Annotated in this window: 18 protein-coding genes and 1 pseudogene; 9 read left to right on the top strand and 10 right to left on the bottom strand. The window is 65.0% G+C overall.

What is annotated here, in order from left to right; genetic code table 11:
* The first annotated feature begins 33 nt into the window (after positions 1-33).
* The gene (locus RPPS3_RS20350; RefSeq protein WP_107345685.1) at positions 34-1,071 is read left to right on the top strand and encodes a sensor domain-containing diguanylate cyclase; all 1,038 of its coding nucleotides are present in this window, start codon (positions 34-36) and stop codon (positions 1,069-1,071) included.
* Between the two features lie 50 nt (positions 1,072-1,121).
* Here the strand turns inward: RPPS3_RS20350 and RPPS3_RS24835 are convergent, their stop codons facing one another.
* From RPPS3_RS24835 to galE, 4 genes are all read right to left on the bottom strand, one after another.
* Positions 1,122-1,250: a hypothetical protein gene (locus RPPS3_RS24835; protein ID WP_263989448.1), complete on the bottom strand. Its 129-nt coding sequence runs from the start codon at positions 1,248-1,250 to the stop codon at positions 1,122-1,124.
* A gap of 81 nt (positions 1,251-1,331) precedes the next feature.
* Entirely contained in the window at positions 1,332-2,033 is a 702-nt protein-coding gene (locus RPPS3_RS20345; protein WP_107345684.1) for a fumarylacetoacetate hydrolase family protein, read from the bottom strand.
* Between the two features lie 75 nt (positions 2,034-2,108).
* The gene (locus tag RPPS3_RS20340) at positions 2,109-3,911 is read right to left on the bottom strand and encodes an ABC transporter ATP-binding protein (protein ID WP_107345683.1); all 1,803 of its coding nucleotides are present in this window, start codon (positions 3,909-3,911) and stop codon (positions 2,109-2,111) included.
* A 121-nt stretch (positions 3,912-4,032) separates the two neighbouring features.
* Positions 4,033-5,046: a UDP-glucose 4-epimerase GalE gene (gene galE / locus RPPS3_RS20335; protein WP_107345682.1), complete on the bottom strand. Its 1,014-nt coding sequence runs from the start codon at positions 5,044-5,046 to the stop codon at positions 4,033-4,035.
* Positions 5,047-5,228: 182 nt separating this feature from the next.
* Here galE and waaC point away from each other — a divergent pair, with 182 nt between their 5' ends.
* Positions 5,229-6,173 carry a lipopolysaccharide heptosyltransferase I gene (waaC, locus tag RPPS3_RS20330; protein ID WP_107345681.1) on the top strand — a complete coding sequence of 315 codons (945 nt, stop codon included), beginning with the start codon at positions 5,229-5,231 and terminating at the stop codon, positions 6,171-6,173.
* On the opposite strand, the gene RPPS3_RS20325 is transcribed toward waaC, so the two are convergent.
* From RPPS3_RS20325 to waaF, 3 genes are all read right to left on the bottom strand, one after another.
* Complete coding sequence (locus tag RPPS3_RS20325) at positions 6,170-6,712, bottom strand: HAD family hydrolase (protein ID WP_107345680.1); 543 nt, start codon at positions 6,710-6,712, stop codon at positions 6,170-6,172. The two genes, waaC and RPPS3_RS20325, sit on opposite strands and share 4 nt — an antisense overlap.
* Complete coding sequence (locus RPPS3_RS20320) at positions 6,709-7,296, bottom strand: D-sedoheptulose 7-phosphate isomerase (protein WP_107345679.1); 588 nt, start codon at positions 7,294-7,296, stop codon at positions 6,709-6,711. The genes RPPS3_RS20325 and RPPS3_RS20320 overlap by 4 nt, the downstream gene beginning before the upstream one ends.
* 70 nt (positions 7,297-7,366) lie before the next feature.
* A complete protein-coding gene (waaF, locus tag RPPS3_RS20315) occupies positions 7,367-8,443 on the bottom strand; it encodes a lipopolysaccharide heptosyltransferase II (RefSeq protein WP_107345678.1) in 1,077 nt (358 codons plus the stop codon).
* Positions 8,444-8,626: 183 nt separating this feature from the next.
* Between waaF and rfaD the strand changes: the two genes are divergently transcribed.
* The 3 genes from rfaD to RPPS3_RS20300 are packed head-to-tail and all read left to right on the top strand — an operon-like array spanning position 8,627 to position 13,058.
* Positions 8,627-9,607 carry an ADP-glyceromanno-heptose 6-epimerase gene (gene rfaD, locus RPPS3_RS20310; RefSeq protein ID WP_107345677.1) on the top strand — a complete coding sequence of 327 codons (981 nt, stop codon included), beginning with the start codon at positions 8,627-8,629 and terminating at the stop codon, positions 9,605-9,607.
* A 24-nt stretch (positions 9,608-9,631) separates the two neighbouring features.
* On the top strand, positions 9,632-11,101 hold the full coding sequence (gene rfaE1 / locus RPPS3_RS20305; protein WP_107345676.1) for a D-glycero-beta-D-manno-heptose-7-phosphate kinase: 1,470 nt from the start codon (positions 9,632-9,634) through the stop codon (positions 11,099-11,101).
* Positions 11,102-11,132: 31 nt separating this feature from the next.
* Complete coding sequence (locus tag RPPS3_RS20300; protein ID WP_107345675.1) at positions 11,133-13,058, top strand: polysaccharide biosynthesis protein; 1,926 nt, start codon at positions 11,133-11,135, stop codon at positions 13,056-13,058.
* A 20-nt stretch (positions 13,059-13,078) separates the two neighbouring features.
* Here RPPS3_RS20300 and RPPS3_RS20295 read toward each other — a convergent pair whose 3' ends face one another.
* Both RPPS3_RS20295 and RPPS3_RS20290 read right to left on the bottom strand, forming a co-directional pair.
* A complete protein-coding gene (locus RPPS3_RS20295) occupies positions 13,079-14,083 on the bottom strand; it encodes a glycosyl transferase (protein WP_107345674.1) in 1,005 nt (334 codons plus the stop codon).
* Positions 14,084-14,140: 57 nt separating this feature from the next.
* Positions 14,141-15,100, bottom strand: a complete 960-nt coding sequence (locus tag RPPS3_RS20290) for a lysylphosphatidylglycerol synthase transmembrane domain-containing protein (RefSeq protein WP_107345673.1) — start codon at positions 15,098-15,100, stop codon at positions 14,141-14,143.
* 206 nt (positions 15,101-15,306) lie between these two features.
* Between RPPS3_RS20290 and RPPS3_RS20285 the strand changes: the two are divergent.
* From RPPS3_RS20285 to murJ, 4 genes and pseudogenes are all read left to right on the top strand, one after another.
* Positions 15,307-15,474, top strand: a pseudogene (locus tag RPPS3_RS20285) (UDP-glucuronate 5-epimerase); the annotation flags it as partial.
* 140 nt (positions 15,475-15,614) lie between these two features.
* Positions 15,615-16,610: a Gfo/Idh/MocA family protein gene (locus RPPS3_RS20280; protein WP_107345672.1), complete on the top strand. Its 996-nt coding sequence runs from the start codon at positions 15,615-15,617 to the stop codon at positions 16,608-16,610.
* Between the two features lie 58 nt (positions 16,611-16,668).
* Complete coding sequence (locus RPPS3_RS20275) at positions 16,669-17,820, top strand: DegT/DnrJ/EryC1/StrS family aminotransferase (RefSeq protein ID WP_107345671.1); 1,152 nt, start codon at positions 16,669-16,671, stop codon at positions 17,818-17,820.
* A 205-nt stretch (positions 17,821-18,025) separates the two neighbouring features.
* A complete protein-coding gene (gene murJ, locus RPPS3_RS20270; protein WP_107345670.1) occupies positions 18,026-19,555 on the top strand; it encodes a murein biosynthesis integral membrane protein MurJ in 1,530 nt (509 codons plus the stop codon).
* Here murJ and RPPS3_RS20265 read toward each other — a convergent pair whose 3' ends face one another.
* Positions 19,556-21,361 carry a carbamoyltransferase family protein gene (locus RPPS3_RS20265; RefSeq protein ID WP_107345669.1) on the bottom strand — a complete coding sequence of 602 codons (1,806 nt, stop codon included), beginning with the start codon at positions 21,359-21,361 and terminating at the stop codon, positions 19,556-19,558.
* Between the last annotated feature and the right edge of the window lie 277 nt (positions 21,362-21,638).

The following is a 21,638-nucleotide window of genomic DNA, read 5'->3' as shown; positions in this document are numbered from 1 at the left end:
AGTGAGTCACTGGCGCGTCCTGGAGGCGTGACAATGCACAAGAGACGACCTGAGGAAACGCACCACGTCGCGGGATCGCCGGATCAGCCGGAGACCGCGGGGCTGCAGCGCGAGCTGGCCGAGGCCAGGCAGGCGCTGGAGACGCTGTATGCCGCGCTCGACAATGTCGACGCCGGGCTGTTGATCCTGAATGAAGAGCTGCGCGCCGTTTACAGCAATCCGGTGCTGCACGTGATGTTCAGGGCCAACAGCGCCGAAGAGATCCGGCAGAACCGTCCGCTCTATGCCGAGATGCTGGCCGCCTCCGCGCAGGCGGTCGCGGTCAATCTCGAAGATTACGTGTCGCGGCGACTGGCCTGGGTGCAATCCGGCGATCCGAAGCCGATGGATCTGGCGATGACCGACGGCACCGCGCTGCGCTGTCATCTCGCCGTGCTGCCCGGCGGCGGCCGGATGCTGATCTACAGCGACGTCACCGACATCGTGCGCAACGCCGAGGAGCTGGAGCGGCTGGCGACCACTGACGGCATGACCGGGGTGTATAACCGTCGTCACTTCCTCACGTTGGCCGACCGTGAATGGTCACGCGCCCGTCGCTATGAGCGGCCGATGTCATTCCTGATGATCGACATCGATTACTTCAAGGCGATCAATGACGGCTTCGGGCATCAGGTCGGCGACGAGATGATCGTGCATCTCGCCAAGCTGGCGCGCGACTGCAAGCGGGATTGCGACGTGCTGGCGCGGCTCGGCGGCGAGGAGTTCGCGCTGCTGCTGCCGGAGACCGATCTGGCCCAGGCGGAAGTCGTCGCCGAACGACTGCGCCGCGAAGTCGCCGGCAACGCCCTGGTGGTCGCCTCGCACGCGATCCCCGCCACAGTGAGCATCGGCGTCGCCACCGCGCTGTCGGGCATGAAAGACGTCTCCGATCTGATGAAGGCCGCCGATCAAGCGCTCTACGACGCCAAACACGCCGGCCGCAACCGCGTCATCTGCCGCGCCTGCCACGACCCCGCACCGAGTCTGGTACCGGCCCTCACGCCGCGCTGCGAGGCGGCGACAATGAGGTGAGCGGCATCAGTCTCAGGCTTCTAGGCGAAGCCTGAGACAAGCTGGTGTCGCTACTGATTGGCCGCGATCGCGATCTGAGGTTGGCCGCGCCAGCTCAGGCCGCCGGCAGTCTGGGCCGTGGCCAGAAACGCCACGGTCGCGAGGACAGCCAGAAGATATCTTCCGAAGTCGGACATCATCGCGGCAGCTCCTGGTCAGCCCCCGCCGCGATACTCCCGATTTATGGTTAATGGCTTGCTAACGCGCCACCAACCGGCCCGTCAGGCCGGCTTGCCGATCGTCACGTTGAGGGTGCCGATGCCGTCGACGCCGCAGGCGATGCTGTCGCCGGGCGACAGCGCCGCGACGCCGGCCGGGGTACCGGTCATGATGATGTCGCCGGCCGCGAGCTCGACCTGTGACGACAGCTTGGCGATGATCTCCGGCACGTTCCAGATCATCTCCGACAGATCGCCGCTCTGCCGCTCGGTGCCGTTGACCGACAGCCAGATCTTGCCGGTAGCCGGATGGCCGATCTCGGAGGCCGGGCGCAGCGCGCCGCACGGCGCCGAGGCGTCGAACGACTTGCCGATCTCCCAGGGCTGCTCCTTCTTGCGCGAGGCGATCTGCAGGTCGCGGCGGGTGAGGTCGATGCCGACCGCATAGCCCCAGACGTGATCGAGCGCCTTCTCGACCGGAATGTTCAGCCCGCCGCTCTTCAGCGCGACCACCAGCTCGACCTCGTGGTGCAGATCCTTGGTCAGCGGCGGATACGCGATGGTGGCCCCATCGGGCGCGACCATGTCGGCGTGCTTGGCGAAGAAGAACGGTGGCTGGCGCTCGTCATTGCCCATCTCGCGGACGTGTTCGAGATAGTTGCGGCCGACGCACCAGATCCGGCGCACCGGAAAGCGGTCGGCCGAGCCGGCGACGGCGAGGGCGGGCTGCGGCGGCGGGGCGATCACGAAACCAACATTGCTCATGAGTGTCTTTCGCAAGCCAAGGAGGCGGGGCGGGAGGGCGCGGGATCGGGTCCGGTCAGGTTAGGTTAGGTTAGGTTAGGCGGTGGCGGCGGCCGGCGCCAGCGGCGCGGTGTGGCGCTGCTGCAGCCGGAAGAACGAGGCATAGCGTCCGCCACGGCGCAGCAGGTCGTCGTGGCGGCCGTGTTCGACGATCTCGCCTGCTTCGACCACCAGGATGGAATCGGCATGCATGATGGTGTGCAGGCGGTGCGCGATCACGATGGTGGTGCGGCCGCGGGCGAGATGATCGATCGCCTCCTGCACCAGCTTTTCCGATTCCGAATCGAGCGCCGCGGTGGCTTCGTCGAGCAGCACGATCGGCGCGTCGCGCAGCAGCGCGCGGGCGACCGCGATGCGTTGGCGCTGACCGCCCGACAGTTGCGCGCCGTGCTCGCCGACCGGAGTGTCGTAGCCGAGCGGGAAGCTCATGATGAAGTCGTGCGCGCAGGCGGCCTTGGCTGCGGCGACGATCTCGTCGTCGGTGGCGCCGAGCTTGCCGAACGCGATGTTGGCGCGGACGGTGTCGCGGAACAGATAGACGTCCTGGCCGACATAGGCGGTCTGCTGCCGCAACGACTCGCGCGAGATGGTCGCGGTCGACTGTCCGTCGATGCGGATCTCGCCGGATTGAACTTCGTACAGCCGCAGCAGCAGCGCCAGCACCGTCGATTTGCCGCCGCCGGACGGGCCGACCAGCGCGGTCGTCTGGCCGGGCTCGGCGACGAAGCTCATATGATTGAGCACCGGCTCGTCTGGCCGATAGGCGAATGAGACGTGGTCGAACTCGACCCGCGCCTTGGTGAGTTGCAAGGCCGGCTTGTGGCTGTCGTCCGGCTCGCTCGGCGGGCTGTCGATGATCTCGAGCAGCATCCGGGCGCCGACCAGGCCGCTGTTGAGTTCGATGTTGAGCCGCGCCAGCCGTTTGGCCGGCTCGTAGGCGAGCAGGAACGCGGTGAGGAACGAGAAGAACTCGCCGGGCGTGGCGCCGGTCGCGACCACGCGGTAGCCGCCATACATCAGCGAAGCCGCTACCGCGAAGCCGCCGAGCGTTTCCATCAGCGGGCTGGAGCGGTTCGACACCTTCGCCATCTTGTCGGCGTTGGCCTGAACCGCGGCGATGTTGGCGTCGATCCGGTCGCTCATGGTCTTTTCGAGCGAGAACGCCTTCACGGTGCGGATGCCTTGCAGCGACTCCTGCATCGTCTCGAGAATTTGCGCGTTGCCGGTGAACTGCGTCAGCGCCAGGCCCTTCACGCGCTTCACCAGCTTGCGCACCACGAACGCGGCGGGCGGCGCGACCAATAGGCCGAATAGCGCCATGAACGGATCCTGCACCACCATCACGATCACCAGACCGATCAGGGACAGGAAATCGCGGCCGATCGCGTTGATCAGCAGGTTGAGCACTTCGGTGACGGAGTTGGCGCCGGCGGTGAGGCGCGCGAGGAATTCGGACGAATGCCGCTGCGAGAAAAAGCCGATGCTCTCGCTCATCAGCTTGTGGAACATCCGCCGCTGATTGTTGGCAAGGATCGCGTTCTTGATCTGGGTGAGGATCACCGACTGGCCGTAGGTCGCCGCGCCCTTCAGGCTGAACACCACAAGCGTGACGACCGACCAGAACATGATGCCCTGCAGGTCGCGATCGACATAGGCCTGGTTGATCACCTTGCCGAGCAGGAAGGCCGAACCGGAGGTCGCGGCCGCGGCGATCGCCATCAGGCCGAAGGCAAGCGCATAGCGCCGCCAATAGGCTGCGGCCTGTTCCATCACCAGGCGGCGGATCAGCTGCCACGCGCCATACGGGTCGTCAGTGATCTTGCGTGGGGCTTCGGTCATTCCCGCATTCCATCGACGGCGTCGGACAAGGGTCGCGCGCGAGGAAGGCGTGCGTCTTGGCGGAGTCCTTGCCCCCGATGGGCCGGATTTTCAAGCCAAAACGGCGGAACCAGAGGCGTTGTCAGGCCGGAATTGCTTGCAATTCAACCGCTTGGCGCTGGCGCAGCAGCTTTTCCTCCCACGCCAGAGCGTGGGCCGCGATGGTGTCGAGATCGTCGTAACGCGGGGTCCAATCCAGCGTGCGGCGGATTCGGCTGGTGTCGGCGACCATCGTCATGATGTCGCCGGGCCGGCGCGGTGCCGCGGCGACGGCGAAGTTGCGGCCTGCGACGCGCTTCACCGCATTGATGGTTTCGAATACCGAATAGCCGTGGCCATAGCCGCAGTTCAGCGTCACCGGACCGCCACCCGCGCGCAAGTAACCGAGCGCGGCGCCGTGCGCTTCGGCGAGATCGGTGACGTGAATGAAGTCGCGAATGCAACTGCCGTCCGGGGTCGGATAGTCGGTGCCGTAGACGTCGATCCGGCTGCGCTGCCCGGTCGCAGCTTCCACGGCAATTTTCAACAGATGCGTGGCGCCCACGGTGGCAAGCCCGATCCGGCCCAGCGGATCGGCGCCGGCGACGTTGAAGTAGCGCAGCGCCACGTAGTTGAGACCGTAAGCTTCCGCCGCGTCATGCAGCATGATCTCGGTCATCAACTTGGAGCGGCCATACGGAGACAGCGGCCGCGTCGGCGCGTCTTCACCGACCGGAATGTGGTCCGGGTTGCCGTACACCGCGGCGGTCGAGGAGAAGATGACGTTCCTGACGCCGCGCCGCGTCGCGGCGGCGAGCAGATTGCGCGACGTCGAGGTGTTGTTGCGATAATAGCCGAGCGGATCGCGCATCGAGTCCGAGACGATCACCGAGCCGGCGAAATGGATGATGGCGTCGACGCGATGCGAGGCGATCACGCCGTCGACCAGATTTTCGTCGCCGGCATCGCCGATGAACAGCGGAACGCCCTCAGGCACGAAATGCGAAAAGCCGGTGGAGAGATTGTCGATCACCACCACGCTTTCGCCGGCCTCGACCAGCGCCAGAACCGTGTGGCTTCCGATGTAACCGGCGCCGCCGGTGACGAGTACGGTCATCGTGGTTTCCGTCCAAGGTGCTGGTTCGTCTCGCGCATTTGCGCCAGCCTGTCGACAAACAATGGAATTGCGGTATAGCGGGGCCGCCTCAGCGGCGAATTGCCAGCGTTTTTGCCGGGGATTCGACTCTATGGTTGTCAATCCTGTAACGAGGACCGCGCAATTGCGGGCCTTTTGCGTCAATGTCGGACATCCTCATCATCAAGACCTCTTCCCTCGGCGACGTGGTGCACCAGATGCCCGCGGTCACCGACGCTGCGCGCGCGCTGCCGGGATTGCGGATGAGCTGGGTGGTGGAGGAGGCGTTCGCGCCGCTGGCGCGGTTGCATCCCTCCGTGAGCGAAGTGATTCCGGTGGCGACGCGGCGCTGGCGGTCGCATCTGGCGAGCCGCGCCACCTGGCGCGAGATCGGCGATTTCAACACCCGTTTGCGTGAGCCCGAGTTCGACAAGGTGATCGACACCCAGGGCCTGATCCGTTCGGCGATCATCGCCCGGCTCGCGCAGGGCGAGCGCCATGGCTACGACGCGCAGAGCATCCGCGAGCCGCTGGCGTCGCGGTTCTACGACGTCCGCCACAGCGTCAGCCGGTCGCTCCACGCGGTGGCGCGCAACCGGGCCCTTACCGCGCTGTCGCTGGGCTATCAGCCGGCGGACGACATCGACTACGGGCTGATCAAGCCTGCGCGTGGCGCTGATGCGCCTTACGCACTGCTGCTGCACGGCACCTCGCGCGTGTCGAAGGAATGGCGCGCCGAGGATTGGATCGAGACCGGCCGCTGGCTGCAGGGCCAGGGGCTGCAACCGGTTCTGCTGTGGGGTACCGAGGCCGAGCGGCAGACCGCCGAACGGCTGTCGAGCGCGATTCCCGGAAGCCGCGTGTTGCCGCGTCAGCCGCTCGATCTCACCGCCGGCGTGATCGCGGGCGCGGCCGTGGTTATCGGCGTCGATACCGGCCTATTGCATCTGGCTGCCGCGTATCGGGTGCCGCTCGTCGGGATCTATGTCGCGACCGATCCGGGACTGACCGGCCCGGTCGGCGGCGGTCCGCTGCGGGTGCTCGGCGGCAAGAGTGGCGGCCCATCGGCGCGGCAGGCGATCGAGGTGGCTGAGCAGCTGCTCGGTTAGTTGGATGCAGCGGCGCGCTGCATCTCGATCAGCACCTGTTTGACGAAGCCGTCGATGTCTTCGCCTTCGAAGCGAAACCCGGGAATGCCGGCAGCCTGCGCGGCTTCGACATCACTTGCGCTGTCACCGATCACGAAGCTGCGGGGCATGTCGACCGGCCAAGCCTTGGCGAGATCCAGGATCATGCCGGGGCCCGGCTTGCGATGTTCGCAGGCGACCCGATAGGCGTCGATCGTTCCTTCGACATGATGCGGGCAGAACCGGATGTCGTCGATCAGCGCGCCTTGTGCCTGCAATTCATCCTGCATCCAGCGATGCAAAGCACGGACGTCGTCCTCGCTGAACATGCCGCGGGCGACGCCGGACTGGTTGGTGATGATGAAGACGTAGTAGCCGGCGGCGTTGAGCTGCCGGATCGCCGCGGCGATGCCCGGCATCCAGCGCAAGCGTTCGCGCGTGCCGACATAGTGATCGTTGTAGTTGATGACGCCGTCGCGATCGAGGAAGGCGGCGGGACGGCGCGGCGCGGACGAGGTCATGGCGCCGGCCTGCCCAGCACGACTTCAATCTCGTCGCAGATCGCATGCGCGGCCATCAGATGAATCTGCTGAACCAGCGCGGTTTCGGGGGCAGGCGCAATCAGAAGATGATCGCACAGCGTGCCCATCGATCCGCCGCTCGGGCCGGTCATGCCGACGGTGACGAGGCCGCGTTGACGCGCGACTTCGAGGGCCGCGAGGATGTTCGGCGAGCGGCCGGAGGTGGTGATGCCGATGAAGACGTCGCCGGGTTGCCCGAGTCCTTCGACCTGCCGGGCGAACACGCGCTCGAAGCCATAGTCGTTGGCGATTGCCGTGAGCGCCGAAGTGTCGGTGGTCAGCGCCACTGCCGGCCAGGCGGCGCGGTCACGCTTGTAGCGGCCAATGATCTCCGCGGCGATGTGCTGGGCATCGGCGGCACTGCCGCCATTGCCGGCGAGCAGAATCTTGCGGCCCTGCTGCAGTGCCTTGATTGATGCCGCAGCGATCGCCCGCGACGCGGCCAGCAGCGCTGCATCGCCCGCGGCAGCAGTCATCGCGGCAAGCGAGAGCTGGAAATGGGCGGCGATCTTGTCCTGGCTCACGTCACACCTGAAGGCTGAAACTGAAGGTTCTGGTAAAGCCCAGGGCCGGGTCCGGCGCAAGCCGAAGGGCTCAGACCGCCGGTGCGATGCCGGCGGCCTGCAACGCGCGCAACGCGGCGGCGGTCACGTCCTCGACCGCGATGTCGCGCATGCAGCGGTGATGCTCCATCCGGCAGACCGGCTTGTGGCAGGGTCGGCAGGGGATATCCCCGGGCGCCTGGATCACCGTCTCGATCGGGTTGAGCGGGGCATAATGCCAAGGGCTGGTCGGGCCGAAGATGCCGATGGTCCGGCTGCCGATCGCGGCAGAGACGTGGAGCAGGCCGGAATCGTTGGAGATCACCAGATCGGCCGCCGCCAGCGCCAGGATGCCGTTGCGCAGGTCTGTGCCGGTAAGATCGCGGACATGTGGGCCGCCGGCCGCGACGATCTCCTGCGCCTTGGCGGTTTCGCCCGGGCCGCCGACCACCCAGACCTCAAAACCGCGCTGGGCCAGCGCCTTGCCGGCCTCGACGTAGTAGCTCCAGCGCTTCGCCGGTCCGACAGCGCCGGGCGCGAGCGCCACCACGGTCCGGCCGTGCAGGCCGTTCGCCTGCCGCCACGCCGCAATCTCGGCTTCCGGCACCTGAAGCTGCGGCTCGGGCCAGTCTAGCGGCAGTTCCGGCAGCGGCGGCAGCGCCAGTGCGGCGCAGCGGTCGATCATCCGCGGCAACGCCTTCTCGCCGCGCCGCCAGTCATTGAGCAGGCCGAACCGGACCTCGCCGATGAAGCCGGTGCGTTTCGGAATACCGGCAAGCCAGGGTGCGATGGTCGATTTGAAGGTGCGCGGCATCACCACCGAGGCGCCGTAGCCCTGCTGCCGCAGCTTCGCCGCCAGCGCCCGCTCTTCAGACAGCGAGATCTTGCTGCGCGGCAGGTCCCAGACGATGCCCTGGCGCACCCCGGGCATGTAGTCGACCAGCGGCGCGCACAGCGTGGTCGTGAGGACGTCGACCGGCCGGTTCGGCCAGCGGTCCTTCAGGACCCGCACCACGGTGTGGCAGCGCACGAAATCGCCGATCCACATATACGGGACCAGCAGCACCGGGCTGGTCTCGTTGCGGTCCGGCGCGATCGCCAGGCTGGCTTTGAGTGATTCGTAATTCATCGCTTGTTCTGTTGCCCTGCTTGGCAGGGGCTGATCGGCCCAGCCGGTTAGCGCCTGCGGAGGCCCGCGTCCAGCCGCCATTTCGCGCCGAGCCCATTCCGCATTCACAGCAATTCAGAGTTGAAGTTGCCTGCCCGGGCGGAGTGGGGCAAAGGTGGCCGCGCAAATCGAGGCGGAGAAGTCATGCTGCTGGTTACCGGGGGCGCCGGGTTCATCGGATCGAATCTGGTCGCGGCGCTGAACGAGGCCGGGCGGGCCGACGTCGCTGTGTCCGACTTTCTCGGCCATGACGGCAAGTGGAAGAACCTCGCCAAGCGGCAGCTGGCCGATTTCGTGCCGCCGGCGGAACTCGCCGACTGGCTGAAAGGCCGCAAGCTCGACGCGGTCTTCCACATGGGGGCGATCTCCGCGACCACCGCCACCGATGGCGACATGGTGATGGAGAACAATTTCCGGCTGTCGCTGCGGCTGCTGGACTGGTGTACCGAGACCGGCACGCCGCTGATCTACGCCTCGTCGGCGGCGACCTATGGCGACGGCGAACACGGGTTCGACGATGACTTCTCGCTGGCCGCGCTGAAACAGCTGCGGCCAATGAACCTATATGGCTGGAGCAAGCATCTGTTCGACCTGGTGGTCGCCGAGCGCGCCGCCAAGGGCCACAAGCTGCCGCCGCAATGGGCCGGCCTGAAGTTCTTCAACGTGTTCGGCCCGAACGAATATCACAAGGACACCATGGCCAGCGTGCTGGCGCGGCGGTTCTACGACATCAAGTCCGGCCGGGTGGTTCAGCTGTTCAAGTCGCACCGCGACGGTATTGCCGACGGCGACCAGCGCCGCGACTTCATCTATGTCGACGACGTGGTGCGGGTGATGATGTGGCTGTTCGCTTCGCCTAGCGTCAGCGGCATCTTCAACGTCGGCACCAGCCATGCCCGGAGCTTCCGCGACCTGATCCTGGCCGCCTATGCGGCGCTCGGCACGCCGCCGCAGATCGAGTACATCGACATGCCGGAACAGATTCGCGGCAGCTATCAATACTTCACCCAGAGCGAGGGCGACCGGCTGCGTGCCGCTGGCTACAACGGCGGATTCACCCCGCTCGAAGAGGCGGTCACGTCTTACGTCACTGGTTACCTCGACCGCAGCGATCGCTTCCGCTGATCGCAAGCAACCGTTTGGATTCGGATGTTCAGCTTCGACGCCTTGCTGCAAGCGATCGCTCGTCAGACCGTCCTGTGCGTCGGCGACCTGATGCTCGACGAGTTCGTCTATGGCGAGGTGTCGCGGATTTCCCCGGAAGCTCCGGCACCGGTGATCGCGGTTCAACGCAGCGAGACCAACATCGGCGGCGCCGGCAACGTCGCGCGCAATATCGCGGCGATCGGCGCGAGCTGTATCTTCGTCGGCTTGATCGGTGATGACGCTACTGGGCGTTTTCTGGAGGCCGAACTCGGCAGCGAGCCGCGGATCGAGCCGGTACTGGTCCGTGATGCCTCGCGGCCGACGACCCGGAAAGTGCGGTTCGTCTCCGAGCACTTTTCGACCCACATGCTGCGGGCCGATTGGGAGACGGCGGCGCCGGCCGCTACGGACGTCGAGCAGCGCCTGCTCGATGCGATCCTGCCGCAGCTTGCCCGTGCCGACATCGTGCTCTTGTCCGACTATGCCAAAGGGGTGCTGACGGCGCGGGTCATTCGCGACACGATCGATGCCGCCAAAAAACTCGGCAAGCGGGTGATCGTCGATCCGAAAAGCGCCAACTTCGCGATCTATCGCGGCGCCACGCTGCTGACGCCGAACCGCAAGGAATTTACCGCGGCGACGCGAAGCGCAGCAGCGACCGATGACGAGATTGCCACGGCGGCTCAGGACGCGATGGCGCTCGCCGAATGCGAGGCGATGCTGGTGACCAAGAGCGAGCACGGCATGACGCTGGTGCCGCGCGGGGGCGAACCGATCCACGTGCCGGCGCTGCCGGTAAAGGTGCGCGACGTCTCCGGCGCCGGCGATACGGTGGCGGCTGTGCTAGCGGTGGTGTTGGCTTCCGGGGCGAACTGGGCAACCGCGATGCGGGCGGCGAGTGCGGCTGCGGCGGTGGCGGTCAGCAAGAACGGCACCGCAGTGGTGACGCCGGCCGAACTGCGCCGGCGGATTCTGCCGCATGCCTCGCTGGCGGCGGAAGAGAAAATCATCGGCAGCGATACGGAGCTCGACGAGCGGCTGAAGCAGTGGCGCCGCGAAGGCCTTCGGGTCGGGTTCACCAACGGCTGCTTTGACATTCTGCACCCGGGCCACGTCAAGGTGTTGACCGCAGCGCGCGGTGCCTGTGATCGGCTGATCGTCGGGTTGAACAGCGACGCATCAGTGCGGCGGCTGAAGGGCGAAAGCCGGCCGGTGCAGCACGAACGTGCCCGCGCCGAGGTGCTGGCCGCGCTCGAAGCGGTCGACCTGGTGGCGATCTTTGAAGAAGATACTCCGCTGCGGCTGATCACGCGGATCGAGCCGAGCGTCCTGGTCAAAGGCGGCGACTACACCCGCGAGCAGGTGGTCGGCCACGAGATCGTTGCGGCCAAGGGCGGCGATGTGCTGCTGGTCGATGTGCTGCCGGGTTTCAGCACCACCTCGCTGGTGGCGCGGGCGCGCGAAGGACAGTAATTATTAATACTATCTGATTGCAGGGCGAGCGATGTTGGCACCTATTTCTTCATTTTCGTATCGGAATTGGCTGATCGCTGCCCACGATGCCTTGGCTACCGCAGCGGCAGTCCTTCTCAGTTTCTATCTTCGGTTCGATGGCGAGAATCTGGTCGATCGTCTGCCGCTGTTGCTGAACGTTCTGCCCTACTTCGTCTTCTTCAGTTTCTTTGTTTGCTATGTTTTTCAGCTCACCACGACCAAGTGGCGTTTCATCTCGATTCCTGACCTGCTCAACATTTTGAGAGCAGCGACCACTTTGACGGTTGCACTTCTGGTGCTTGACTACATTTTTCTTGCGCCGAATATCTACGGTGCGTTTTTCCTCGGGAAAACCACTATCGTTTTGTATTGGTTTCTTGAGGTGTTCTTCCTCGCAGGTTCCCGCCTCGCTTATCGCTACTTCCGCTACACCCGCACACGAAACAAGGCTCGCCGGACGGATGCCGCGCCGACGCTATTGGTCGGCCGGGCCGCCGATGCCGAGGTGTTCCTGCGAGGTATTGAAAGTGGAGCGGTCAACAGGCTTTGGGCGGTCGGCATTCTGTCCCCCGCGTCATCTGATCGGGGACAGTCGATCCGTAGCATTCCCGTGCTTGGTGGGCTCGACGATTTGGCAGATGTCGTGGAGGACTTCGCTGGTCGAAATAAGCCGATTCGCCATGTGGTGATGACGCCGTCAGCTTTTGAGAAAGACGCAGAGCCCGAGGCGATCTTGATAAAGGCGCGCAAGCTGGGACTCACAGTCAGTCGGTTGCCTTCGCTTGAAGAAAGCCGCGACGCACCGCGCTTGGCGCCGGTTGCTGTCGAGGATCTTTTGCTGAGGCCCAGTGTTAATATCGACTACTCCAGACTGGAGGAATTGCTTCGCGGAAAAGCGATCGCGGTTACGGGTGGCGGGGGGTCGATAGGGCACGAAATGTGCGACCGAGTCGCCACTTTTGGTGCCGCCCGGTTACTGGTAATCGAGCATTCGGAACCCGCGCTTTACGCTGCAACCGAAGCCTTAGCTGCCCGAGCGAGCAGCACAAAAATCGAGGGCCGGATCGCAGATATCCGCGATCGCGCACGTATATTTCAGCTGTTTAACGACTTCAAACCTGATCTTGTGTTCCACGCCGCCGCTCTGAAGCATGTGCCAATCCTTGAGCGCGACTGGGGCGAGGGCGTCAAGACCAATATTTTCGGCTCGGTCAACGTGGCCGATGCGGCGCGAGCGTCCGGCGCCGAAGCGATGGTGATGATTTCGACCGACAAGGCGATCGAGCCGGTGTCGATGCTCGGCCTCACCAAGCGGTTCGCCGAACTGTATTGCCAAGCACTCGACCGGGAACTCGCCACTTCTTCCGGTGACAAGCGGGCGATGCGGCTGATCTCGGTGCGGTTCGGCAACGTGCTGGCGTCCAACGGTTCGGTAGTGCCGAAGTTCAAGGCTCAGATCGAGGCTGGCGGACCGGTGACGGTGACGCACCCGGATATGGTCCGCTACTTCATGACCATCCGCGAGGCCTGCGACCTGGTGATCACCGCCGCGACCCATGCGTTGAAGTCACAACACACGGATGCGTCGGTATTCGTGCTCAGCATGGGCCAGCCGGTAAAGATCGTTGAGCTGGCAGAGCGGATGATTCGGCTGTCCGGTCTGCAGCCCGGTTACGACATCGAGATCGTGTTTAGCGGCGTTCGACCGGGCGAACGGTTGCACGAAATTCTGTTTGCCGAGCACGAGCCCACCACCGACATCGGCGTTCCCGGCGTCATGGCCGCGTGCCCCAACGAGTTGCCACTCCCGACGCTGCGGCAAGGCCTCGCTGCACTCGAAACGGCTATAGCAGCAGGGCGCCAAGAGGACGTCGTGGCGATCTTGAAGGGGGCGGTGCCTGAATTCCGGATCGAACCGACAGTGCCTGCGCCGTAGCTGCGCCCGTGGCTGACGCGTCACGCTTTACGACGCGCAAACCGCATTAATAGGGCCGCGACCCCCGCTCCACCGAGGGCAAGCAGCACACCATCGGCGGCGATGGAATTCAACGCGATCGAGACTCCGGCCAGCAACGCAAGCGCCAAGTTTATCAGGAAGACAAGCCCAACGACTTCGCGCACCGGAAAGCCGTTATCGGTTGCGCGCTGATAAAAATGGGAACGGTGCGCCAGCCAAAACGGTTCGCGCCGTAGCATTCGCCGCAACAACGTCAGGGTACTGTCGGCGAGATAGTATAGCGGCAGGAGCAGTGCCGCGGTGACATGCCCTTGCAAGGCGAGCTGCAGCAGGCACCAGCCGAGCAGAAGCCCGATCGGCAGGCTGCCGACGTCACCGAGAAAGACCTTGGCAGTGCCTGGCCGGTTGAATGGAGCAAAACCAAGGAGGGCTCCACCGAGCGCCGCCGCAATCAGCATCGGCGACTGCGTCAGCGCTCCGAGCAAGCCGAACACCGCCAGGGCGGCCGTGACCGGCACGCCTTCGGCAGCGGTCATCCAGTCGAGACCATCCATAAAGTTGACGAGATTGACGAACCACAAGCCGCCGATCAGCAGCGCAGTGCGTTCGAGCCACAGCGGCAGGGTGGGAATGATCTGCTGGTCCAACGGCAGCGTGAGCACGACCGCCCCTACACACAGCGCTTGCAGGGCAAAGCGCGGTAGCACAGGAATCGGTCTGATATCGTCGACCGCACCAACGATGGCAATGACGACGGTTGCAGCAAATAACGGCAGGAGCGCCAGTAGCGCGGTGGTTGTGCCGAGAGCCAAGGTCGTGACGACCAGCGTGGCGGCGATGACGGCAATTCCGGCACCCTGCGGCGTTGGAATCTTGTGCGACGAGCGCGCGTTCGGGCGCGCCAGCGCGTAGCGGGCCAACAGCGGCATCAGCACCCAGGTGAGCACGGCACATCCGACTGCTGCGGACATGAACACGAACAGCGCGACCAAGTTCGTCCCCATTAGTCGTTGAGCCTGACGCTGAAAAACATCCTGTCGCCCGTGGCGCTGCGCATCGCGCTATTCCGGAACTTCGATCGGCGCGTCGCCCTTGGCGGCTTTTTCGGCGCTCATGATCCAGATCAAGCCACCGATTCCTCCGACGACGAAGTAAACGGCACCGAACAGCAATGACACCGCGACGCCGTCACTGGGGTTGAGGCCGGCATAGCCGAACGCCAATCCCATGCTGGCTTCGCGCACGCCCCAGCCGGCGATCGAGATCGGGATCATGGTGATCAGCATGATCGGCGGCACCAGCTCAAACAGCTGCACGAAGCTGCTCGGCGATTCGATCGCCCGAGCCACGCACCAAACGATCACCACCGCGAGAACCGGAATGATCAATGAGGTGGCGACGAGGATCGCCGCGCTTTTCGGAGTCGATAGAACCTTCAGGGCGACTTCGGAGCAGCCGCGCATATGGCGGGTGGCCCAGATCCGGTCAAGCAGACCGAACCGCAGAAACGGCAAAGCCAGGAACACGATGCCGGCGCCCAGCGCGGCAAAATCCAGTAGCATCAGTCCGAGACGACCGTCGGCATTGTCGATCAATCGCAGCGTCCACGGCAGTGTTACGAAGATGATCGCCGACAACGCGATCAATCCGGTCGCCCGATCGACGAACACCGAATAGGTGGCCGCGCGCCATCCGGCACCGGCCCGCGCCAGCAGCCAGACACGCACGGCGTCACCGCCGATCGCGGACGGCAATGTCTGGTTGAAGAACGAGCCGATCATCGCGTAGCGCATCGATCGACCCGTGGTCAGCGGTGCTTCGCAGCACGCGCCGATCGCGCGCCAACGCACCGCGTTGACGAACAGCTGGAAGATCGTTGCAGCGACGGCAGCCGCCAGCCAGCCCAAGCTGGTTGTGTCGATCCGTGCGGCGAGGGCGACAAAATCGGTCTTTCGGAGCGCCAGATACAACAGCGCCGCCGAAACCAGGATCTTGGCTGCTGAAAGGAGAAACCGGCGCATGAGAGATCGCTGGGGTCGGAAGTTAACAGGTCGTCAAGAGCGAGCGGCGCCCGGCCATCACGAAAGTTGCCGCCTTGGTAGGGACTTGGGTCCGATCTGGCAATAGCGGCTCCTTGCCCTCTGCCGCTGGGGTCGCAGCTGGCTGAACAGCCACACATTGGATCGTGAAGCGGAAGAGAGATGCCGGCCGGGCGATAGCCGCGCTCGGCCGGCCGGCGATCAAAGAGATGCTGCCGATGCAGCCGGGCGACGTGCCGGCGACGTTTGCGGATGTCGAAGCCCTGGTTCGGGACGTCGGCTTCCGGCCTTCGACCCGGATCGAGGATGGGGTCCGCGCCTTCGTGACCTGGTTTCGCGACTACCACCGGGTGTAGTTTCCTGCGTCTAATTTGCAGTTTTGGCCTTTCGTGTAATCAATTGAATCAAAACGTGTTTGGGTAGGTTTCCCGAACGTTCGCCACATCTGTGGCCGCGTGCTAGGAAGCCGCACCTTCAATTTCCAAGGCACGATGCCATGACTTCCAGCACTGAAACGGCCAAGACCCCCTCACTCCGGATCGGCGTCATCGGCGCCGGGGTGATGGGAACCAATCACGGCCGGGTGCTGGGGGGACTGCCGGGAGTGACGCTGGTCGGGATCGTCGATCCGATGCCCGAGCACCGCGACCGCGCGATCGAGCTGATCGGCTGTAAGACCTTCGCAACGCTCGACGAATTGCTGCTCGCCGGGGTTGACGCGGTGACCATCGCGGCCCCCACCCACCTGCACCATGAAGTGGCGCTGACCTGCATCGGTCGCGGTATTCACGTGCTGGTCGAGAAGCCGATCGCCTCGACGGTGGCCGAAGGCCGCGAGATCGTCGCCGCCGCCGAGAAGGCCGGCGTTACTCTGATGGTCGGCCATGTCGAGCGCTTCAATCCGGCGGTTGCGGCGATCAAGCAAGCGATTCGCGACGAGGATATCCTGTCGATCGGCATCACCCGGGTCGGCCCGTTCCCGCCACGGATGTCCAATGTCGGCGTCGTCATCGACCTCGCGGTCCACGACATCGACCTGATCCGCTGGTTCACCGACTCGGAAATCACCGAGGTGCAGCCGCAGCTCTCCAGCGCCATCGCCGAGCGCGAGGACATTGCGCTGCTGCAATTCCGCACCGCCTCGGGCGTGCTTGCGCATATCAACACCAACTGGCTGACGCCGTTCAAGGCCCGTACCGTCACCGTCGCGACCCGCGGCAAATACGTGATGGGCGATCTGCTCACCCGTCAGGTCACCGAGTGCTTCGGCTTCAAGGCGGACGGCAGCTATTCGATGCGCCATCTGCCGGTCGGCCACGACGAGCCGCTGCGCGCCGAACTGATCGGCTTCATCAATGCGGTTCGCGCCAAGCTGCCGCCGCCGGTCACCGGCGAAGAGGGCGTCGCCAGCCTCGAAATCGCGATCAAGTGCCTCGATCAGCCGGCCCGACCCGCAGCGAGCGCGACGGCGCCCCGCCGCGCCGCCGGCTAGACCGCCGTCTTAGCGACCCGTCTCAGCGCTTTCCCGTCATCCGAACCCGGCAGGACCCATGAATCAGCATCTCCGCAACGACCCGGTGCCCTTCATCGATGTCGGCGCTCAGCGCCGCAGGTTGGGGGCCGGTATCGACGAGGCGGTCGGCAAGGTGCTGAACCACTGCCAATTCCTCAATGGTCCGGAAGTGATCGAGCTGGAGGCCAAGCTTGCTGCCTTCGCTGGCGCCCGCCATGTGGTGACTTGCTCCAGCGGCACCGATGCGCTGTTGATGGTGCTGATGGCCAAGGGCATCGGTCCCGGCGACGCGGTGCTCTGTCCGTCGTTCACGTTCTGCGCGACTGGTGAAGCTGTGGCCCTGACCGGCGCAACGCCGCTTTTCGTCGATGTCGATGAAGTTACGTTCAACATCGACATCGCGTCGCTGAAGCGCGGTATCGGCACCGCCAAAAAGCTCGGCTTGAAGCCGCGCGCGATCATTCCGGTCGATCTGTTCGGCCAGGCCGCCGATCACACCGCGGTCGGCGCGGTTGCGGCGGATGAGGGGCTGTTCGTGGTCGACGACGCGGCGCAGGGCTTTGGCGCCAGCCACCGTGGCAAGAAGCTCGGCAGCTTCGGCCTCGCCACCGCCACCAGCTTCTTCCCGGCCAAGCCGCTCGGCTGCTTCGGCGACGGCGGCGCGATCTTCACCGATGATTCCGAATTCGCCGAAGCGCTGAAGAGCGTTCGCGTTCACGGCCAGGGCACCGACAAATACGACAACGTCCGGCTCGGCCTCACCGGCCGTCTCGACACCATCCAGGCGGCGATCCTGCTGCAGAAGCTGTCGATCTTCGAGGACGAGATCGCCGCGCGCAACGTGGTGGCCGAGCGCTATTCGGCAGCGCTGGCGGATGTCGTCACCGTTCCGCGGCTCGCGGAGGACTGCACCTCGGTGTGGGCGCAGTACACTATTCGCCTGCCGCACGGCGTCGACCGCGACGGTTTTGCCGCGGCGCTGAAGGCGCAAGGCATCCCGACGGCGATCTACTATCCGAAGTCGATGCATCAGCAGACCGCGTATCGCGGCTTCCCGGTTGCCGACGGCGGCCTGCCGGTGTGCGAGCGGTTGTCGCGTGACGTCATTGCGCTGCCGATGCACGCTTATCTTGATGCGCCGACGCAGGATCGCGTAATCCAGGCGGTGCGCGGCGCGCTGGGGCGGTAAGGCACCGTCGTTCGGGTTGGGCACTGAGCCTCCCGGTCATTCCGGGGCGCTCGCGATAGCGAGCGAACCCTGAAACTCTGCCTTCACCACATCGGGATTCCGGGTTCGCACCCTGACGGGCGCGCCCCGGAATGATTCCCGTGTGAAGGGACCGTAGCCAGCCATTCCTGTTTTGCGCTGTCGCGACTTCCTGTAGAAGCGCCTCATGCTCAAGCGCATCTTTACCGTCGGCGGCTTCACCCTGCTGTCGCGTCTGACCGGATTTGCCCGCGACATCATGCTGGCGGCGATCCTCGGCGCCGGTCCGGTGGCGGATGCGTTCTTCGTCGCGCTGCGACTGCCAAATCACTTCCGGGCGATCTTCGCCGAGGGCGCGTTCAACGCTGCCTTCGTACCAGCCTATGCGCATGTCTACGGCGAGAAGGGCGAGGCCTCGGCGAAGCTGTTTGCCGACCGCATCTTCACGCTGCTGTTTCTGTCGCAGCTGGTGCTGCTCGCCGTCGCGCTGGCGTTCATGCCGCAGATGATGAGTATTCTGGCGCCGGGTTTCACCGACGATCCGGAGCAGCGCGCGCTGGCGATCGAGCTGACGCGGATCACCTTTCCTTATCTGCTGCTGATTACCCTGGTGACGCTGTACGGCGGCATCCTCAATGTGATGCAGCGCTTCGCCTCGGCGGCAGCGGCTTCGATCTTCCTCAACATCTCGATGATGGCGACGCTGGCGCTTGCCGCGTTCTTCCCGAGCGCCGGCCATGCCGCCGCCTGGGGCGTGCTGATTTCCGGCGTGCTGCAGTACTTCTTGCTCGCCGGTGACCTGTCGCTGCACGGCGGCTTGCCGCGGTTCTCCCGGCCGAAGCTCGATGAGGATGTCCGCGCATTCTTCCGGGCGCTGGGTCCGGCGACGCTCGGTTCGATGGGCACGCAGCTTGCGCTGTTCGCCGACACGATCATCGCCACCTTCCTGCCGGCTGGGGCGCTGTCGGCGCTGTACTATGCCGACCGGCTCAACCAATTGCCGATCGGCGTGATCGGCATTGCGATCGGCACCGTGCTGCTGCCGGAGATGTCGCGGCAGCTCACTGCGGGGGACGATGCCGGCGCCAAGGCATCGCAGCGCCGCGCGTTCGAATTCACGCTGTTGTTCTCGGTGCCGTTCGTCGCCGCATTTCTCACCGTGCCGGACGAAATCATGCGGGCAATGTTCGCGCGCGGCGCCTTCACCCGCGCCGACGCGATCTCGGCCGGCACCACGCTCGCCGCCTATGCGATCGCGCTGATCCCATTCGTCTTGATCCGCAGCGCGGTGGCGCCGTTCTATGCCCGCAAGGACACTGCCACTCCGGTGAAGGCGGCGCTGACCGGCGTCGCCACCAATGTCGTGCTGAAATTCGCCCTGATGGGCTCGCTGGCGCAGGTCGGTCTGGCGCTCGCGACCGCTGCAGGCGCCTGGATCAATCTGCTGCTGGTGATCTTCTTCTCGGTGCGTGCTGGTTACCTGGAGTTCGATCGCGAGCTGGTGCGCGCGATCCTCAAGTTCGGCGTTATCGGCGTGCTGCTCGGCGCCGCGTTGTGGCTGACCGCCTGGTTCGCGCCGCCGTATCTCGCACTCTTGCCCGCGCTGCGCAGCGAAGCCGCGCTAGCACTGTTGATAGCGGTCGGCGCCGTCACCTACGGCGCCGCGATCCTGATCCTGTTCGGGCCGCGCTGGATCAAGCGCCTGCTGCGCGGCTGATCAAGCCGCGGTGGTCGACCGCACTAGGTTGGTGACGTCCGAATACACCTGCAGCACCGGGTTGATGAAGCGGTGCGCCTTGTTCTTCGACACGATGGTGTCGTGCATCACCAGATGGTCGATTCCCGTGGTGAGGAAGCAGGCCATCGCGTCGCGAGGCGTCTCGACGATCGGCTCGCCCTTGATGTTGAACGAGGTGTTAACCAGCACCGGGACGCCGGTCAGCGCTTCGAACTCCTTCAGGATGTAATAGAGATCGGGCGCGGTCTCTTCGTCCACCGTCTGCACGCGGGCGGAGCCGTCGACGTGGACCACGGCCGGAATCTTGTCGCGCCATGCCGGCGCCACCGGTTTGGCCATCAGCATGAACGGCGAGTCGCCCTTGCCCTCGAAGATCTCGTCCGCGCGCTCCTTCAGGACGATCGGCGCGAACGGCCGGAACGGCTGGCGATGCTTCACGCGGCTGTTGAGAATGTCCTTCATCTCGGCCCTGCGCGGATCGGCCAGCAGGCTGCGATGGCCGAGCGCGCGGGGGCCGAATTCGGAGCGGCCCTGAAACCAGCCGATCACCTTCTGATCGGCGAGCAGCCGCGCGGTTTCCTTATAGACCTCGCTCGAGCGGACCACGTTGATCTGCGGTTTGACGAAGAAACGTTGGGTCGCTTCTTCCACCTCGGCATCCGCATAGGGTCTGCCGACGTAGGCATGCTTCATCTCGAAGCCGCGCTGTTTCTGCTGGATCGCCAGATGGCCGTAATAGGCACAGCCGATCGCGATGCCATCGTCGCCAGCCGCGGGCTGGATCCAGACATTCTCGAAGCCCGCCTCGCGGGCGATCCGGCCATTGGCGACGCAGTTGAGCGCGACGCCGCCGGCGATGCACAGGTTCTTGGCGCCGGTGGTTTCGCGCAGCCAGCGCGCGCGCTCCAGCAGGACCCGCTCGGTGTCGTCTTGCACCCGCCAGGCGAGATCTTCCCAGTGCCGCATCGACGGGCTGTCTTCCCACTTGCCGGGGCTGTCCATGATGTAAGGTTGATCCAGCTCCGGCGTCCAACGCGGCACGGTGAGCTTGTTGTTCTCGAACTGCAGCATCGGCGGGATCGCGTCGGGGCGGCCGTAAGGTGCCAGCCCCATCAGCTCGCCGCATTTGTTCCAGTCGCCAAACACGTAGGTCGAGGCCCGGCTGTAGTACGCGCCAAGGCCCGGCATGTTGTAGAATTCGTCGCTGAGAAAGCCGCGTTCCGGCTCCATCCAGACTTTCTTCAGGCACTCCAGCTTTGTGCCGCTGAACTTGTAGTAGCTCTCGGATTCCCGGGCAAGCGGCGAGGCGTCGTCGCCGGGAAACTGCTCGTCGACATCGGCCCGGTAGCTGCCGACACCGTCGACGATCATCACCACGCCTTCTTCGAACGGACACGGTGCGAACGCGCTGTAGGCGTGCGCGAGGTGATGCGAGATCGTCGCCACCTTGTTGGTGTGATTGCGGAACAGCGGGTGACTGCGGGCGGTGCCGCGCTCGTGTTCCGGCAGGAAGCCCGGCATGTCCTGGAAGATCAGGCGGTCTTCCATCTCCGGCACCGGCAGGATGTAACAGTTGCGCACCACCAGATCGACGTCCGCCATGGTGATGCCTTCGGCGCTCAGGCAGTAGTCGACGACTTCCTTATAGAAGCCGGAGGCGTGCTTCTCACGGGTGATGCGCTCCTTGGCGATGCCGAACGCGATTTCGCCGTCACGCAGCAGGCAGGCGCTGACGTCGTGGTCGTAGGTGTTGAGGCCGAGGATGTAAGTGTGCTGACGGGACATGGGCTGCTTTGTTGTGCGCGGGAGCGGCGCGTGTGGGGCGAGGGACGTCACCTGACAGTCGATCCGCACCGCGATGCGGTTCAGTTGAATGGCACTATAGCTGGACCAGTAAAGTTGGACATCGGTGAGACGCCTGCCGGCGCGTCGTGTTCCCCGAGCGATCGGCCGCCCATGCCGCGCTGCACGCGAGAAAGCGGGCCTCGGCGTGGCTGGAACATCCCGGCCGGTTCGACGTTTGGCAGCATCTCGCCGCGTTCAGCGCCGATCGCGGCTTGAC

Source organism: Rhodopseudomonas palustris (assembly GCF_003031265.1).
In the GTDB taxonomy this organism is placed as follows: domain Bacteria; phylum Pseudomonadota; class Alphaproteobacteria; order Rhizobiales; family Xanthobacteraceae; genus Rhodopseudomonas; species Rhodopseudomonas palustris_H.
This window is presented reverse-complemented; position numbering and strand designations above follow the sequence as displayed.